The organism is Sinomicrobium endophyticum (genome assembly GCF_052983315.1).
The window spans coordinates 2,501-18,852 of sequence record NZ_JBRKIS010000064.1; the positions used below are offsets into that span (position 1 = coordinate 2,501).

Consider the following 16,352-nt stretch of genomic DNA (forward strand, 5'->3'; position numbering starts at 1 on the left):
GTATGGTTTCAGGATCTATTTCACTCCCTTATTCAGGGTTCTTTTCACCTTTCCCTCACGGTACTGGTTCACTATCGGTCTCTCAGGAGTATTTAGCCTTAGCGGATGGTCCCGCCAGATTCACACAGGGTTTCACGTGCCCCGCGCTACTCAGGATACTGCTATGATTTATACAACCTTACCTATACGGGACTATCACCCTCTACGGTACCTCTTTCCAAAGGTTTCTAATTCAGCGTACAATCAATATCGCAGTCCTACTACCCCATAATTGCCGTAACAACTATGGTTTGGGCTGCTCCGCGTTCGCTCGCCACTACTTACGGAATCACTCTTGTTTTCTTCTCCTACGGGTACTTAGATGTTTCAGTTCCCCGCGTTCGCCTCCCGATAAATATCGGGATACTATACCTTCAGTATAGTGGGTTGCCCCATTCGGATATCTGCGGATCAATTCGTATGTGCCGATCCCCGCAGCTTTTCGCAGCTTATCACGTCCTTCTTCGCCTCTGAGAGCCTAGGCATTCCCCATACGCCCTTACATAACTTATAATACCTTTAATCAGATATGAGAAGACAGATATTAGACCTTAGAATATATTAAATACTCCTATACTCCTAATCCCTACACTCTCAAATCCAAATTCTAATTTGCTCTTTTACTTTAATTCTATCTACAAGATTTTCATCTTGCTCGTATTTGCTTTATCTCAATATGTCAATGAACTTTTCGGCAAGTCGTCACAGATAAGTGTTTGCACTTATGCTGCTTCGACCTTTGGCCTCGTGGAGAATATCGGAGTCGAACCGATGACCTTCCCGACTGCATGTCGGGACGATCCAGCCCCTAATGGCTGATTTCCTTCAATCTTATATGAACTTTCATCTCTTATGTGGAGAATATCGGAGTCGAACCGATGACCTCCTGCGTGCAAGGCAGGCGCTCTAGCCAGCTGAGCTAATTCCCCTCTTGAATCCCGAATGTCGAACTCAGAATCTTGAATGTAGAATTCTCAACTTCCAGAATTTCCTAACAATATATAATCTATGAACTTTCTTTACCGCGCTAAAAAAACGTGGCACCGATACGCAGTCCTACTTCTAACTTCCTACTTCTATCTCCGTACCGCTAATTTCCCGTAGTCTCGGGCAGGCTCCCTTCGATATCCCGATAACTATCGGGACCAGGATAAACCTCTCTCCTCCCTCGACTTGTAGTCTCGGGCAGGCTCGAACTGCCGACCTCTACATTATCAGTGTAGCGCTCTAACCAGCTGAGCTACGAGACTGTCTCTAAAATTACAAGTCTCCGCTACCTCTTACAGACTTTTTCAACCTGTAACTTGCAACATGCAACCTGCAATTGCTTTTTTTTATTGACAGCATAAGCAAAATTATTCCTTTCAAATTCGCTCGTATCGAACATCCCGTTTCTCTAGAAAGGAGGTGTTCCAGCCGCACCTTCCGGTACGGCTACCTTGTTACGACTTAGCCCCAGTTACCAGTTTTACCCTAGGCAGCTCCTTGCGGTCACCGACTTCAGGTACCCCCAGCTTCCATGGCTTGACGGGCGGTGTGTACAAGGCCCGGGAACGTATTCACCGGATCATGGCTGATATCCGATTACTAGCGATTCCAGCTTCACGGAGTCGAGTTGCAGACTCCGATCCGAACTGTGATCGGTTTTATAGATTCGCGCCTGGTCACCCAGTGGCTGCTCTCTGTACCGACCATTGTAGCACGTGTGTAGCCCAAGACGTAAGGGCCGTGATGATTTGACGTCATCCCCACCTTCCTCACGGTTTGCACCGGCAGTCTGGTTAGAGTCCCCGACATTACTCGCTGGTAACTAACCACAGGGGTTGCGCTCGTTATAGGACTTAACCTGACACCTCACGGCACGAGCTGACGACAACCATGCAGCACCTTGTGAATTGTCCGAAGAAATAACTGTTTCCAATTACGTCAATCCACATTTAAGCCTTGGTAAGGTTCCTCGCGTATCATCGAATTAAACCACATGCTCCACCGCTTGTGCGGGCCCCCGTCAATTCCTTTGAGTTTCATTCTTGCGAACGTACTCCCCAGGTGGGATACTTATCACTTTCGCTTAGCCACTGATCCTTGCGAACCAACAGCTAGTATCCATCGTTTACGGCGTGGACTACCAGGGTATCTAATCCTGTTCGCTACCCACGCTTTCGTCCATCAGCGTCAATGATGTGTTAGTGACCTGCCTTCGCAATCGGTATTCTATGTAATATCTATGCATTTCACCGCTACACTACATATTCTAATCACTTCACACATATTCAAGACCGCCAGTATCAAAGGCAATTTTACCGTTAAGCGGCAAACTTTCACCCCTGACTTAACAGCCCGCCTACGGACCCTTTAAACCCAATGATTCCGGATAACGCTTGCACCCTCCGTATTACCGCGGCTGCTGGCACGGAGTTAGCCGGTGCTTATTCCTACGATACCGTCATCAAGGTACGCGTACCTCTTATTCTTCTCGTAGAAAAGCAGTTTACAACCCATAGGGCAGTCTTCCTGCACGCGGCATGGCTGGATCAGTCTCCCGACCATTGTCCAATATTCCTCACTGCTGCCTCCCGTAGGAGTCTGGTCCGTGTCTCAGTACCAGTGTGGGGGATCTCCCTCTCAGGACCCCTACCCATCGTTGCCTTGGTATGCCGTTACCATACCAACTAGCTAATGGGACGCATGCTCATCTTATGCCGCCTCAACTTTAAGATAAAATAGATGCCTATTCTATATACCATGGGGCATTAATCCAAATTTCTTCGGGCTATTCCCCTGCATAAGGTAGATTGCATACGCGTTACGCACCCGTGCGCCGGTCTCTAAGGAGCAAGCTCCTTATACCCCTCGACTTGCATGTGTTAGGCCTGCCGCTAGCGTTCATCCTGAGCCAGGATCAAACTCTTCATCGTTTATTCTTAAATATCTATTTAGAACATCCGATACATAAAGCATTTCCTACTCAAAATAATTTTGCTTAAATCTTCCTAATGATCAAAACTTACTCTCGTAAATTTTATCCTTAGTGCTGTCAACAATATTTCAAGGAACTTTCCTAAATTCTTCTTATCTTTTCGCTCTCTAATAAAGCGGCTGCAAAAGTAAAACGTTTTTTTAAACTCACCAACTTTTTTGCCTACTTTTTTTAAAGAACTTTCCGCTTCATCCCTCATCATCTCTCCTGTTCAAAGCGGCTGCAAAAGTAATCCGTTTTTTCAAACTCACAAACTTTTTACAACATTTTTTAAAAGAACTTTTTCCGCTTTCTTACTACCAAACCATCTCCTTCAAAGCGGGTGCAAATATAAAACGACTTCCCTGCCAAATCCAAATATTTTTAAACCTTTTTACCCCTTTTTTACATCTATATTGAAGATGAATTAGTTAGGAATAACATTTCTTATTTTTCCGCTCTTCCCTGCTCTTAATATCATACATCCGGCTCCCTCCAAATCCCGAAAACGGTTACACAGGGGGCATCGTATCTCTGCTTCCTGTTATATAATAGGTCAAGGCAAACGCTTCTTAAAATATTTACATTCCCGGTTGTCCGCATGCAAGTGTGCCCGTATTCGGGTTTGTGAGTTATCCATCTCTTACCTGTACACTTAAATATCCGAATACTCTTTAACTTTCTCCGTGCGATGTGTCTGCCCTAATATATAGGTTACATACTTTTTTATCCCCATAATTTTTATATACCTTTGTAACAAGAACTTTAGGGGTGCTTTACACTCCACGCCCGGATACAATATAACGGGTTGGGAGATAAGGCTGAGAAATACCCTCGGAACCTGATCCGGATAATACCGGCGAAGGGAAAAGGCGAATATTGTACTTTCTGAAAAAGAGAAATCCGTTGCCCGGATTTTGTTTTCACATATTCTTACCTTACAGAAGCATTTCCTATTGTTCCTGAAACTTTAAAACAAAAAGTATGGAAACAATAACGGTAAATGTAAACGACAAAGCTGTTTCTTTAGCTCTGCAAAGCACTATTGCAGACCTCATCCGACACATGGCCATTCCGCCACAAGGTATTGCCATAGCCCTGACCACATCCTCCCAAGAAGAATTTTCCAGAGAAATCATCCCGCAAAAACAATGGACAAACTACATCTTGTCCGACAAGCAGGATATTCTCATCATCAAAGCGACCCAGGGAGGATAATTGCATTATCATTCCTCTTTATTCCGTATAACTTAAAAACTTTCCAATGAAAAAAGACAAAACACCGGGCAAACAGATCATCACCAGGACTCCTTTGCCTAACTCCAGAAAAGTATATGTTCCCGGGACCTTATATCCCGATATCCGCATTCCGATGCGGGAAATAACCCTGAGCGATTCCAAACACTCTCTTACCGGAGCCACGGAAAGCAATCCGCCGGTAACCGTATATGATACCAGCGGGCCTTTTACCGATCCTTCCATGACTATCGATGTGGAAAAAGGCATACCTCCGGTGCGCAGCCAATGGATTGCTTCCAGAGGTGACGTGGAACAATTGCCGGAGTTCAGTTCGGCATATTCCAATAAAAGACTTTATAATACCGATCTTGAGACCCTTCGCTTTAAACATATCCGGAAACCCTTATGCGCCAGAACAGGACAAAATGTAACCCAGATGCATTATGCCAAAAAGGGGATCATTACCCCGGAAATGGAATTCATAGCCATACGGGAAAACCAGAAATTACAGGAAATACAGCAACTCTCGCAACAACATCCTGGAAATAGCTGGGGGGCCGCAATCCCGAAAGTCATCACTCCGGAATTTGTAAGAGACGAAGTAGCCAAAGGAAGGGCCGTTATCCCCAACAACATAAACCACCCGGAAAGCGAGCCAATGATCATAGGGCGTAACTTCCTCGTTAAAATAAATGCCAACATCGGTAATTCTGCCGTAACCTCCAATATAGAGGAGGAAGTGGAAAAAGCCGTATGGGCCTGTCGCTGGGGCGCCGATACTATTATGGACCTTTCTACCGGGAAAAACATACACGAAACCCGCGAATGGATACTTCGTAATTCCCCTGTTCCCATAGGTACCGTTCCCATCTACCAGGCCCTGGAAAAAGTTAACGGAATAGCCGAGGACCTTACCTGGGACATCTTCCGGGACACTCTAATAGAACAGGCCGAACAGGGAGTAGACTATTTTACCATTCACGCCGGGGTATTGCTGCGCTATATCCCTATGACCGCCAAACGGGTAACCGGTATAGTTTCCAGGGGAGGCTCTATTATGGCAAAATGGTGTCTTGCACATCATAAGGAAAGTTTCTTATATACACATTTCGAGGAAATATGCGAGATCATGAAGGCTTACGATGTGTCTTTCTCTCTCGGGGACGGTCTGCGTCCCGGAAGCCTTGCGGATGCTAATGACGAAGCCCAGTTTGCCGAACTGGAAACCCTGGGGGAATTAACCAAAATAGCATGGAAGCACGACGTGCAGACCATCATCGAAGGACCGGGACATGTACCGATGCATATGATAAAAGAAAATATGGACAAGCAACTCAGCGCTTGCGGAGAGGCTCCTTTTTATACACTCGGGCCGCTTACGACCGATATAGCTCCGGGATATGACCACATCACCTCCGGCATTGGCGCAGCTATGATCGGTTGGTACGGCACGGCCATGTTGTGTTATGTAACTCCCAAGGAGCACCTCGGACTTCCTAATAAAGAGGACGTAAAAACCGGGGTTATTACCTATAAGATAGCCGCCCATGCTGCGGACCTGGCCAAAGGACATCCCGGAGCGCAATACAGGGACGATGCCCTGAGTAAAGCCAGGTTTGAATTCCGCTGGGAAGATCAGTTCAACCTGTCGCTCGACCCGGATACCGCCCGTGAATTCCACGATGAAACCCTGCCCGCCGAAGGCGCCAAGGTTGCCCACTTCTGCTCCATGTGCGGCCCGAAATTCTGCTCGATGAAAATATCCCAGGAAATACGTGACCTGGAAGAGCAGAAAATCACGGATGGCATGAAAGAAAAAGCCAAAGAATTCACGGATAAAGGGAGTGAAATCTATTTATAATCTTCATACGCCATGGATAAAACGAAAGAAAAGCTAACCATATGTCCGGACTCATTGTAATAACCAAACCGGAAACTTCCCCGGACGACACACCGGATATCATCCGCATGTTTCAAAAGGGGCTGGCCGTGCTTCACCTCCGGAAACCGGAAATGAACAGGAAAGAAATGGCCGGTTTTCTGAACAACATACCGGAGATATACCATCCGGGAATTGTTATTCATAGTCATTATGAACTCAGGCGGGATTACCATGTGAAAGGAATACATCTTCCGGAAGGAATACGGGAAAACGGTAAGGAAGATATTGAAACATTACCGGACAAGTACCGGAATGAGGGGTTCTCCGTAAGCACATCTTTCCATTCTTTGGAAATTTTGAGATCCTATGGGGAACATCCCTTCAATTATGCCTTTTTAAGCCCCGTTTTTGACAGTATTTCCAAAGCGGGGTATAAAGGACGTTGTTTTGATATCTCCGGGGAAAGAATATCATTCCCGGTTATAGCCCTGGGAGGAATTACTCCCGGGAATATTTCCGACATATCGAAAACCGGATTTTCCGGGGCCGCCGTCCTGGGCTATATATGGCATGCCAAAAACCCGGTAAAGGCTTTTTCTCAGTTTCCGGAAACAGCGCCGGATATTATTAATATGAAAAGTATAGAACCCGTAAGACAATGATGAAGCCTTATATACTTACTATCGCAGGACATGACTCCTGTGGCGGTGCAGGGATGACAGCAGATATCGAAACTGTACAAAACCTGGGGGGTAAAGGACTGAGTGTTTGCACAGCACTAACGGTACAGAACGATCTTACATTCAAAAAATGTATCTGGACAGACACGGGACTTATCCTGGAGCAACTGGAATTGCTTATGGATAGTTACCCGGTACAGGTTGCCAAAATCGGTATTGTGGAGAATATGGAGATTATGCATAAGATCCTCGGTCTTCTGCAATATAAAAATCCTGGTATACGCATTATCTGGGACCCTGTTTTAAAATCCGGCAGTGGCTACGCGTTTCACGATAGTATAAAACTTACGGAATTATACGAAATCCTGGAACAATGTTACCTCATTACCCCGAATTATGATGAGATCAAAGTTCTTTCCGGAAGCCGGAATATTGCTGAGACCATTGCCGAAATATCTTCCCGTTGCCATCTGTTCTTAAAGGGAGGGCACCGGGATGAGCGCAGGGGCACGGATATCCTGTACAGAAAAGATTCCCTTTCCCAGGAATTTCCGCCCAGGGAAATTCTCAACATCGACCGGCACGGAAGCGGATGTGTGCTTTCTACAGCTATAGCCACCTATCTCGCGCAGGGATATTCCCTGGAAAAATCATGTGAACTTGCCAAAGAATACACATATCGTTTTCTTCTTGACGGTTTGCAGGAAACAAAACCGGGAAGGCTGTCTTTGCAATATATTTCCCAGGGACAAACTCCGGATGAGCACCTGGAGCATATACGGAATGTTTGCCTGTCCGGCGGTAAATGGATACAGCTTCGGATGAAAGATTATACGGAAAGGGATGTCTTGAAAACAGCCTTTCAGGCCCTGGATATATGCAAACAATATGACGCCAAGTTACTTATCGACGACCATGTATCTGTTGCCAAAGCTACGGGAGCGGACGGTGTACACTTAGGAAAAAATGATCTGCCGCCGGGAGCAGCCCGGAAAATCCTCGGCCCTGGTTTTATTATCGGGGGGACAGCAAATACTATAGAGGATATAGAGGAACTGGCTCGTGAAAAAGTAGATTATATAGGCCTGGGTCCTTTCCGGTTCACCACTACAAAGAAAAACCTCAGCCCGGTGCTGGGTGTCGAAGGATATTCCCGTATTATGGAAGAAGTAAAGCTAAAGAAAATAGATATTCCCATTATAGCCATAGGAGGAATCACCAGGGAAGATATTGTTCCCATCCTGAAAACAGGAATTGCCGGAATAGCTGTTTCCGGACTTTTAACACAAAAGGACAACGGAAATAAAAGCTTCGATCTGGAAAAGACCATTGCTACCCTACAGGATTATTTTCAAAGAACAACGAACAATACCGGCACGGTTTCCGCCTCCGTCAAAAAATAACAATATGATGAATGACACATTAATTATAGCAGAAAGAGAATTCACATCCCGTCTTTTTATAGGCACGGGAAAATTCAGTTCCGCAAGTCTGATGAGGGAAGCTGTTTTGGCTTCGGAAAGTGAACTTGCCACGGTTGCCCTGAAAAGGGTAAACCCCGAAGACAAGTCAGAAGACATACACACTTCTCTCCTGGAAACAGGAATAAACCTGTTGCCCAACACCTCGGGGGTACGAACGGCCAAAGAAGCTGTATTTGCCGCGCAACTGGCAAGGGAGGCCCTGGAAACCAACTGGATTAAACTGGAAATCCATCCGGACCCGAAATACCTGTTGCCCGACCCGATAGAAACCCTCCTGGCGGCAGAAGAACTGGTAAAACAGGGGTTTATTGTTATGCCTTATATTCATGCTGACCCGGTATTGTGCAAACGTCTTGAAGAAGTAGGATCTCAATGTGTTATGCCATTAGGTGCCCCGATAGGCAGTAACAAAGGATTAAAAACTCTGGATTTCCTGGAGATCATCATAGAACAAAGTAATGTACCGGTAATTGTGGATGCTGGAATAGGAAGCCCTTCCCATGCCGCCGCCGCTATGGAGATCGGAGCAGATGCCGTATTGGTCAACACCGCCATTGCAGTCGCAGGAGATCCCATAGCCATGGCACATGCTTTTAAACTGGCCATTCAGGCGGGAAGAATTGCTTATAATGCCAGGTTAGCCCAGATAAGACCACAGGCAGAGGCAAGCAGTCCTTTAACCTCGTTTCTTACCGAATAATTACAAACTTCAGGAAGTAAAAGAATATGTCCGTAACACTCAAAAACAGTAAAAACACGGTTCCATCCGGAAGCGAAACAGAGGAGAACCTTTTCTATGATATCTTCCGGAAATACCAATGGAAAGATATAGAAGCAGAAATCTATTCGAAAACCGCATCGGAAGTTCAGGAGGCACTACACAAGACCCGACGAAACCTGGAGGATTTCAAAGCCCTTATTTCTCCTGCCGCCAAACCTTTCCTGGAACAAATGGCCGGGGAGAGTATGCAAATCACACAACGCCGTTTCGGAAAAGTGATACAGATGTATGCACCCATGTACCTGTCTAACGAATGCCAGAACATCTGCACCTATTGCGGGTTCAGCCTTACCAACAAAATCCCCCGGAGGACCTTGACAGATGAAGAAATACTCCGGGAAGCAGGTTTTCTGAAGAGTAAAGGGTATGACCACATATTACTCGTTACCGGGGAAGCTAACAAAACCGTGGGAGTACCTTACCTGAAAAATGCCATCCGGCTGATCCGTCCGTACTTTTCCAATATCAGTATTGAAGTGCAGCCTCTGGATACGGAAGAATACCGGGAACTGATAGAAGAAGGTCTTTATGCCGTATTAGTCTACCAGGAAACATATCACGAGGAATGTTATAAAATCCACCATCCGAAGGGTAAAAAATCGAATTTTCAATATCGCCTGGACACTCCTGACCGTCTGGGGAAAGCCGGTATATACAAAACAGGGCTCGGTGCACTGTTCGGGCTGGAAGACTGGAGAACGGACAGTTTTTTTACCGCACTCCATCTCAAATACCTGCAAAAAAAATATTGGAAAACACGATATTCCATTTCCTTTCCACGATTACGCCCGCATTCTGGAGGACTGGAACCTAAAGTCATTATGACGGATTCTGACCTCGCCCAACTTATTTTCGCTTACCGAATGCTGGACGAAGATGTGGAACTTTCTCTTTCCACAAGGGAAAACATGAATTTCAGAAACAATATCATCAAGCTGGGAATAAATTCCATCAGTGCGGAATCCAAAACCAATCCCGGAGGTTATGTGGTAGACCCGCAATCGTTGGAACAATTCGAAATTTCTGATGAGAGAAGTACGGAAGAAATAGCCGGTATGATCAGAAGCCAAGAGTACGAAGTGGTATGGAAGGATTGGGAAAAGGGGTATTAACATAAACCAGTTCTCCTTTACTATATTGAATTATGTAAATTTGTAAATATATCGAATAGAGTTTATGTTTTCCACAGCCGAAAAAGAACAATACCACAGGCAACTCATCCTGAAGGAGATCGGGAAAGAAGGACAGGCCAGATTAAAAGAATCCAGGGTCCTGGTAATAGGTGCCGGCGGATTAGGTTCTGCCATACTCCCCTATCTCACTGCGGCGGGTGTGGGACATATAGGCATTATAGACCACGATACGGTAGATCTTTCCAACCTCCACCGCCAGGTTTTGTTTACGGTAAGTGATGTTGGACTAAACAAAGCCGTTACTGCTTCGGAAAAATTATCCGGATTAAATCCTCATATCGGAATAACCCCTTATCCGACTGCACTCACTAAAGAAAATGCGCTGGAATTGTTTTCCTCCTATGATATTATTGTAGACGGATCGGACAACTTTCCCACCCGTTATCTCGTCAATGATGCTGCTGTGATCTGTAACAAACCGGTAGTTTTCGGTTCCATATTTAAATTCGAGGGGCAAGTGTCTGTGTTTAATTACCAGGACGGGCCTACTTATCGCTGTCTTTTCCCTGATCCGCCACCACCAGGGACTGCTCCTAATTGTTCGGAAATAGGCGTTCTCGGTGTTTTACCTGGTATTGTAGGCACTATACAGGCCAATGAAGTCATAAAAATTATCTGCGGTATCGGAGAAGTGTTAAGCGGAAAGCTGTTTACCATTGACTGCCTGACCATGCAGACACGTGTGCTACAGTTCCGGAAAAATGTCTTTGAAATTCCCGAAGGACTTTACGATATGGAATATGCCTGTATTAATGAAAACGGCATTGTACCTGAAATTACCATTAGGGATATTACAAAAAGTATCCCGGAAAACCTGGTTATTATTGATGTCCGAACAAAAGAGGAGCGGGAAATTTCGAAGATCGGCACCCTTTTCCCTGAATATACCGATTTGCATATCCCACTGAATGAATTAACCGGGAGATTCCCGAACATACCTAAAAACAAGCATATTGTGTTTTACTGCCAGAGTGGTGTACGGAGTTTACAGGCCGCGCAATGGTACTCCCGTGAACATCCTTCTGAACAGGTTTCAAGTCTTCAGGGCGGACTTAATTCGGTGCCGAATTCCGTAAACTGAAACAAATAACTATTTTTGCGGAGGAAAATACAAACACAAAATAGATGAACTACTTTTCTTCCGATTTTAAATTGGGTATACTCGGTGGCGGGCAACTGGGCAAAATGTTGTTATATGAAACCCGGAAATACGACATATATACTTGTGTTCTGGACCCTAGTGACGATGCACCCAGCCGAATTGCCTGCAATGAGTTCGCAACCGGTGATCTTATGGACTTCGATACGGTTTATGAATTCGGGAAGAAAGTAGACGTGCTGACTTTCGAAATTGAAAATGTGAACGTCAGCGCTCTTGAAAAACTGGAAAAAGAGGGAGTAAAAGTCTTTCCTTCCCCTGCCACCCTAAAGATTATTCAAAACAAGGCCACACAGAAATTATTTTATGTGGACCACGATATCCCTACAGCTCCGTTTGCAAGGTTTGCATATACCAGTGAAATCCTCACTGCTCTTGAAAATGAGAGTATCCGTTTTCCTTTTGTCTGGAAAAGCGCACAATTTGGCTATGACGGGAAAGGTGTAAAAGTGGTTCGCACGTACTCCGACCTGGAAGATCTTCCAAATGTGGAATGTATTACGGAAGAAATGATCCCGTTTAAAAACGAACTTGCCGTTATTGTTGCCAGGAATGCCAAAGGTAAAGTGACGACATATCCTGTAGTGGAAATGGAATTTCACCCCACGGCTAACCAGGTAGAATATGTCATATGCCCGGCAAGGATAGATGCACGAGTTGCGGAAAAGGCACAACTGGTAGCCTTACGGGTTTCCGAGGCCTATAAGCATGTAGGTCTTCTGGCGGTGGAAATGTTCCAGACGCAAAACAATGATATATTGGTCAATGAAGTTGCTCCACGTCCGCATAATAGCGGGCATTACAGTATCGAAGCCAGTTATACGAACCAATTTGAACAACATTTAAGAGCCATCCTGGAATTACCTTTGGGCAATACGGCTAGTAAAGTAGGCGGTATCATGGTTAACCTTACCGGGGAAGAAGGATATACGGGAAAGGTGAAATACCAGAATATAGAAGACATTATGAAAATGGATGGTGTTACCCCGCATATCTATGGCAAAAAAGAAACCAGGCCTTTCCGGAAAATGGGGCATGTTACCATAGTGAACAAAGACATTGACAAGGCCAGGGAAATTGCTGAAAAAGTGAAGGATACTATAAAAGTGGTAAGCCACGATCTTTTTTAGCACATTAAAAATCATCTAACTATATTTCGGTAAAGCATTCGTCACCAGACAGATTTCCGGAATACAAAAAACAAGTCGAATGAGCAAAGTAGCTGTTATCATGGGAAGCACGAGCGACCTGCCAGTAATGCAGGACGCTATAGATATTTTAAAAGGTTTTGATATTGAGGTGGAAGTGGATATTGTTTCCGCGCACAGGACCCCGGAAAAAATGTTCGATTTCGGGAAAAACGCCCATGAAAGAGGAATTTCGGTTATTATAGCAGGTGCTGGCGGTGCTGCACACCTTCCCGGAATGGTTGCTGCTCTCTCCCCCCTGCCTGTTATCGGGGTGCCTGTAAAGAGCAGTAATTCTATTGACGGTTGGGATTCCGTACTGTCTATCCTTCAAATGCCCGGAGGGGTTCCTGTTGCTACTGTAGCGTTGAACGGTGCAAAAAATGCGGGAATACTGGCAGCCCAGATCATAGGAAGCGGTGACAAATGCGTCCTCGACAAAGTATTGGTTTATAAGGAAGGGCTGAAGAGTAAAGTTATCGAAGGGGCCAAGAGCATCAAACAATAAGAAAACAAAAGGGCTTAAAAAAGGCCCTTTTTTGTTTTACGACAGCACCTTTTTAGCAACCTCTGTTTTCTGCTTTCTGGCTATGGAAGACCGGTAATAGCGATACAGAAAATCATAACAGACCATTTCGTGCATACGGTTTTTGGATTTAAACAAGCGGTTCATCAACATATGAATGTAGCTTCCCATCAGATCATTGAGCGGAACTTCCAATGTTTTCTCTTCGTTATACTTTAATATTCCCTGCACTACAGGGATAATACACTTTTTTTTCTGCTCTAATATTTCCAGTATCGGGGCATAGTCCGGATTGTCTGCTGCCCGGAACACCATAAATTCATCTATTTTTTTCCTTTGTTCGCGATATTTACCATCCAGTTGTTTCTTCAAAGGCCTTCCCATCCCGAATTCTTCGCCAAAGCCTGTTTTCAGCATTTTCATTACATGGAGCTTTTCCTCTTCGGAGTACATAAAACTATCCAAAAGGGAATCCATCGCACGCAAGGAAAACAGCCATCGTAACTCCTCCCCTTCGTCTCCTTCTATCATACTGAGAAATTCCGCTATCATTTCACTGTCGTAAAAAAACAGGGATTCCGCCAGTTCCATAGTATTATTTCCGTAACGTTCCAGTTCCCGCTTGTATGCATCCGCTTGTATTTTCCATACCAGGTCCTTATCTGTAAAATCCCGGAGCAAAGGAAGGAGGCTGTTGATTATTATGGCAATGTTCTCCGGGGTGTTACAGTGAAAGCGAACCCGGAGATGGTGCTTAGGATCGGAGTAGCGGATAAAAAACCATTTGTCTATAATTCCTTCTTTTACAAGTTTACCGGCAATCGGCCGGATAGCTTCGGTAAGGACAACATCGGAAGTTTTGGGGCCGGTGTATATTTTATAAAACAACCAGCTATCGCCGAGAATAAAATTGCGTTGTGTAGGTTTACTGTCCATTTGTCAATCTTTCATTATTATAAAAAGAAAGTACCACCTGATTGGCATAATGATGTTTCTTTCCGTCTTTTATCTTTCCTTCTTTGGCAAAGAAAAATTCCGTCAGTTTAAAACCTGCCCTCTTCCTGACTGTATCCAGTAACATCCGGACCGAAGTGAGGTTATTAAAGTTAATCAATAATTCATTATCCCCATCGGTAAGCATAGCGTATTGCGGAATTTTTCTTTCCTTACAGAGTTCTTCGGTAGCTTTCTTTAACTTCTCATCATCTTTTTCCTGTTTTTTAAGAGGCTCTATATCTTCTTTTTTAAGGTTCCAGGTAGCTTCGGAGAGGATCAGGTTTTTATATTCCACACGGGGTATAAAAGCATATTCGTCCGCAAAAGGCCCCAGGTTAAAGCCTACGCCCGATCGCAGTCCCTGGGTCTGCATATCACATAGAAAATGATAAATAGGCAGGGAATTGGAGCTGTAATTGTGGGCATTTGTAAGGTGTGGCACTATTTCTTTTCCGAGTTTTTCGGATCTCAACTGTACCTTCCTTCCAAGTTTTACGGAAATACGAAGATCCGCTATAGGCAATTGCCCTTCTTCCGGCAGCACGGATTTGGCAAGATAGGGAATTTCATATTTTCTGAATGCCGGGCGCATCAGTATATTGCCTACCCTCGATTCGGGCAAATGTACTACTTCGGCTAGTATCCTGTCTTTATTTACACTGGCTTCCGTATTTATGATCTGCTGTGTGTACGCGTTCAGTTTTTCATCTCCATGACAAAAACGTCCCAATAAATTAGCTGCACTGGAACCGCCCGCGCCACTAAATCGGAATTTTTCTTTGCCATCTTCTTCGACAATTTCTATCATGGTGGAAACAGTATCCGGCAAATCCTGCCAGTTCTCCTCAAAATCTTTAAAATCTTCATCCCGAAGCGTAATACAATATGCTCCCCGTCCTATGGCATATACCAATTTCTTTTGCAATATACTGTATACCCCGCTCCAACGAATCTCCGAAACTTCGTGCTTAGCTTTCTTTCCGGGGATCACAAGGTCATCTACCAGCGGATTTACATCTCCCGCTCCTTGGTCCTGCTTATAACCGATCCCTATTTCCACATCCAATGCTTTTGACAAAGGCACCTCCCGCTCTTCAAAACGCTCATAGAAGGCCGTCTTGAATTGATCCAGCAAAGTGTTTTTGGGAGGGAGGGTTATTTTATTGAGAAAGGTTATTCCTTTTTTTACCGTATCCACTACGGAGGTATCCAGAATATTTTTCTCCGTTCTCATGATCATATCGGTCTGGAACAGATATTTCAGTTCAAAACCGGTTCCCAGTTGCTTCAGAAATTCACTGAGTTCTATATATTTTTCGGGAGGATTTCCTATAGCTTTATCCAGCTCTTCAATCCGGGAATCCACCTCATCAAGTATGTTCAGTAACTCTTTCGTACCTTGTAATCTTCCGAGCACACCTTTAATCTGTTCTGAAAACTCCGGCCCGGAAACCGATGGCTCCAGTTCACTTATTAAAAGCTGGCTTTCCACCAGTTCTTCCAGGAACCCGGCAGCCTCCTCATATGTAATTTCATCGTCAATAAGAGTTTTGGCAAGATCTTTTAGCAGAGCTCCCTTAGTCGCCTTTTCAAATACTCCGGAAAGGTATTCCGAATCGTCAACGGCCACAATATGGTGATGTCTTTTACTGTTTACATACTTGTATTCTATATAACGCAATTGATCTCCCGCACGATAAATACTGGAATTGGGATAGAACAGTAACTGCTCCCGGATATTCTGATTTTTCACTAGATCCTGAGACAAGGCTACCAGGTAATTCATGTCCAGTCTTGTATGTCTTTGATTTCTGCCTGATCCCTGAAGTTCTATTGTTGTTGTTTCACCTAACTCCCCTACATTACATCCTGCAAAAAGGCCGAAAGGCGTGCACCGCGAAGACATGCGGGACAGGTATTTGAGAAAGGAGCAGACCAGCTTATTTTTTTTCTTCTCATCGGTTATTTCATCCTTTTCCCATCGGCATAATTCTTCATAGAGTGGTGGAGATGCCAGAAACACGGCTTCACGTATTACCGTGTTTTTGAGTAACTCCTTTAATTTTTGATCGGGAATACTTTCCTCTCCGGTAAGGTCTGTATAAAAATTGAAAGGAAATAACGGTGTTCGCAGTACAAAACCGGGAAAGTTTTGGTATGGGTTATTGTTCATTGTTCGGATTTTGGCCTTAATTGTAATTTAAAAATACGATTTTCTGTTTTTCCG

At 44.6% G+C, this 16,352-nt stretch carries 11 protein-coding genes, 2 tRNA genes, 2 rRNA genes and 1 riboswitch (1 of these 16 cut by a window edge); of the genes, 9 read left to right on the forward strand and 6 right to left on the reverse strand.

Translation table 11 applies throughout. The features are described 5' to 3' along the window. The 4 genes from ACVBDU_RS22060 to ACVBDU_RS22075 all read right to left on the reverse strand — a co-directional run. Positions 1 to 553: ribosomal RNA gene (locus ACVBDU_RS22060) — 23S ribosomal RNA — on the reverse strand; it reaches 2,278 nt to the left of the window's first position. 341 nt (positions 554 to 894) lie between these two features. Further along, positions 895 to 968 (reverse strand) — tRNA-Ala (locus ACVBDU_RS22065). 247 nt (positions 969 to 1,215) lie between these two features. Continuing rightward, positions 1,216 to 1,289: transfer RNA gene (locus tag ACVBDU_RS22070), tRNA-Ile, on the reverse strand. 150 nt (positions 1,290 to 1,439) lie between these two features. Then, a 16S ribosomal RNA gene (locus ACVBDU_RS22075) occupies positions 1,440 to 2,957 on the reverse strand. Together the 16S and 23S rRNA genes with 2 tRNA genes alongside form the textbook arrangement of a ribosomal RNA operon. A 798-nt stretch (positions 2,958 to 3,755) precedes the next feature. Further along, a riboswitch (TPP riboswitch) is annotated at positions 3,756 to 3,883 on the forward strand. Between the two features lie 99 nt (positions 3,884 to 3,982). Between ACVBDU_RS22075 and thiS the strand changes: the two genes are divergently transcribed. The 9 genes from thiS (at position 3,983) to purE (ending at position 13,111) form a co-directional block, all read left to right on the forward strand. Next, positions 3,983 to 4,216 carry a sulfur carrier protein ThiS gene (gene thiS, locus ACVBDU_RS22080; RefSeq protein WP_447181843.1) on the forward strand — a complete coding sequence of 78 codons (234 nt, stop codon included), beginning with the start codon at positions 3,983 to 3,985 and terminating at the stop codon, positions 4,214 to 4,216. 46 nt (positions 4,217 to 4,262) lie between these two features. After that, entirely contained in the window at positions 4,263 to 6,098 is a 1,836-nt protein-coding gene (gene thiC / locus ACVBDU_RS22085) for a phosphomethylpyrimidine synthase ThiC (RefSeq protein WP_447181844.1), read from the forward strand. Positions 6,099 to 6,139: 41 nt separating this feature from the next. Further along, on the forward strand, positions 6,140 to 6,781 hold the full coding sequence (locus tag ACVBDU_RS22090; protein WP_447181845.1) for a thiamine phosphate synthase: 642 nt from the start codon (positions 6,140 to 6,142) through the stop codon (positions 6,779 to 6,781). Continuing rightward, positions 6,778 to 8,202, forward strand: a complete 1,425-nt coding sequence (locus tag ACVBDU_RS22095; protein ID WP_447181846.1) for a thiamine phosphate synthase — start codon at positions 6,778 to 6,780, stop codon at positions 8,200 to 8,202. The genes ACVBDU_RS22090 and ACVBDU_RS22095 overlap by 4 nt, the downstream gene beginning before the upstream one ends. A gap of 7 nt (positions 8,203 to 8,209) precedes the next feature. Then, positions 8,210 to 8,983, forward strand: coding sequence for a thiazole synthase (locus tag ACVBDU_RS22100; protein ID WP_447181902.1), 774 nt, complete (start codon positions 8,210 to 8,212; stop codon positions 8,981 to 8,983). 26 nt (positions 8,984 to 9,009) lie between these two features. Then, positions 9,010 to 10,176, forward strand: a complete 1,167-nt coding sequence (thiH, locus tag ACVBDU_RS22105; protein WP_447181847.1) for a 2-iminoacetate synthase ThiH — start codon at positions 9,010 to 9,012, stop codon at positions 10,174 to 10,176. Between the two features lie 64 nt (positions 10,177 to 10,240). Beyond that, entirely contained in the window at positions 10,241 to 11,338 is a 1,098-nt protein-coding gene (gene moeB, locus ACVBDU_RS22110; RefSeq protein WP_447181848.1) for a molybdopterin-synthase adenylyltransferase MoeB, read from the forward strand. A gap of 44 nt (positions 11,339 to 11,382) precedes the next feature. Next, positions 11,383 to 12,546, forward strand: coding sequence for a 5-(carboxyamino)imidazole ribonucleotide synthase (locus tag ACVBDU_RS22115; RefSeq protein WP_447181849.1), 1,164 nt, complete (start codon positions 11,383 to 11,385; stop codon positions 12,544 to 12,546). Positions 12,547 to 12,625: 79 nt separating this feature from the next. After that, the gene (purE, locus tag ACVBDU_RS22120) at positions 12,626 to 13,111 is read left to right on the forward strand and encodes a 5-(carboxyamino)imidazole ribonucleotide mutase (RefSeq protein WP_447181850.1); all 486 of its coding nucleotides are present in this window, start codon (positions 12,626 to 12,628) and stop codon (positions 13,109 to 13,111) included. A 36-nt stretch (positions 13,112 to 13,147) separates the two neighbouring features. On the opposite strand, the gene ACVBDU_RS22125 is transcribed toward purE, so the two are convergent. Both ACVBDU_RS22125 and ACVBDU_RS22130 read right to left on the reverse strand, forming a co-directional pair. After that, on the reverse strand, positions 13,148 to 14,065 hold the full coding sequence (locus ACVBDU_RS22125) for a thiopeptide-type bacteriocin biosynthesis protein (RefSeq protein ID WP_447181851.1): 918 nt from the start codon (positions 14,063 to 14,065) through the stop codon (positions 13,148 to 13,150). Further along, the gene (locus tag ACVBDU_RS22130) at positions 14,055 to 16,298 is read right to left on the reverse strand and encodes a lantibiotic dehydratase family protein (RefSeq protein WP_447181852.1); all 2,244 of its coding nucleotides are present in this window, start codon (positions 16,296 to 16,298) and stop codon (positions 14,055 to 14,057) included. The genes ACVBDU_RS22125 and ACVBDU_RS22130 overlap by 11 nt, the downstream gene beginning before the upstream one ends. Positions 16,299 to 16,352 lie beyond the last annotated feature (54 nt).

What these genes read in the sequence shown, in the direction of transcription:
- thiH (WP_447181847.1), top strand. Translation starts at nt 9,010, where the DNA reads ATGTCCGTAACACTCAAAAACAGTAAAAACACGGTTCCATCCGGAAGC.
- purE (WP_447181850.1), top strand. Translation starts at nt 12,626, where the DNA reads ATGAGCAAAGTAGCTGTTATCATGGGAAGCACGAGCGACCTGCCAGTA.
- ACVBDU_RS22130 (WP_447181852.1), bottom strand. Translation starts at nt 16,298, where the DNA reads ATGAACAATAACCCATACCAAAACTTTCCCGGTTTTGTACTGCGAACA.
- ACVBDU_RS22125 (WP_447181851.1), bottom strand. Translation starts at nt 14,065, where the DNA reads ATGGACAGTAAACCTACACAACGCAATTTTATTCTCGGCGATAGCTGG.
- moeB (WP_447181848.1), top strand. Translation starts at nt 10,241, where the DNA reads ATGTTTTCCACAGCCGAAAAAGAACAATACCACAGGCAACTCATCCTG.
- ACVBDU_RS22100 (WP_447181902.1), top strand. Translation starts at nt 8,210, where the DNA reads ATGAATGACACATTAATTATAGCAGAAAGAGAATTCACATCCCGTCTT.
- ACVBDU_RS22115 (WP_447181849.1), top strand. Translation starts at nt 11,383, where the DNA reads ATGAACTACTTTTCTTCCGATTTTAAATTGGGTATACTCGGTGGCGGG.
- thiC (WP_447181844.1), top strand. Translation starts at nt 4,263, where the DNA reads ATGAAAAAAGACAAAACACCGGGCAAACAGATCATCACCAGGACTCCT.
- thiS (WP_447181843.1), top strand. Translation starts at nt 3,983, where the DNA reads ATGGAAACAATAACGGTAAATGTAAACGACAAAGCTGTTTCTTTAGCT.
- ACVBDU_RS22095 (WP_447181846.1), top strand. Translation starts at nt 6,778, where the DNA reads ATGATGAAGCCTTATATACTTACTATCGCAGGACATGACTCCTGTGGC.
- ACVBDU_RS22090 (WP_447181845.1), top strand. Translation starts at nt 6,140, where the DNA reads ATGTCCGGACTCATTGTAATAACCAAACCGGAAACTTCCCCGGACGAC.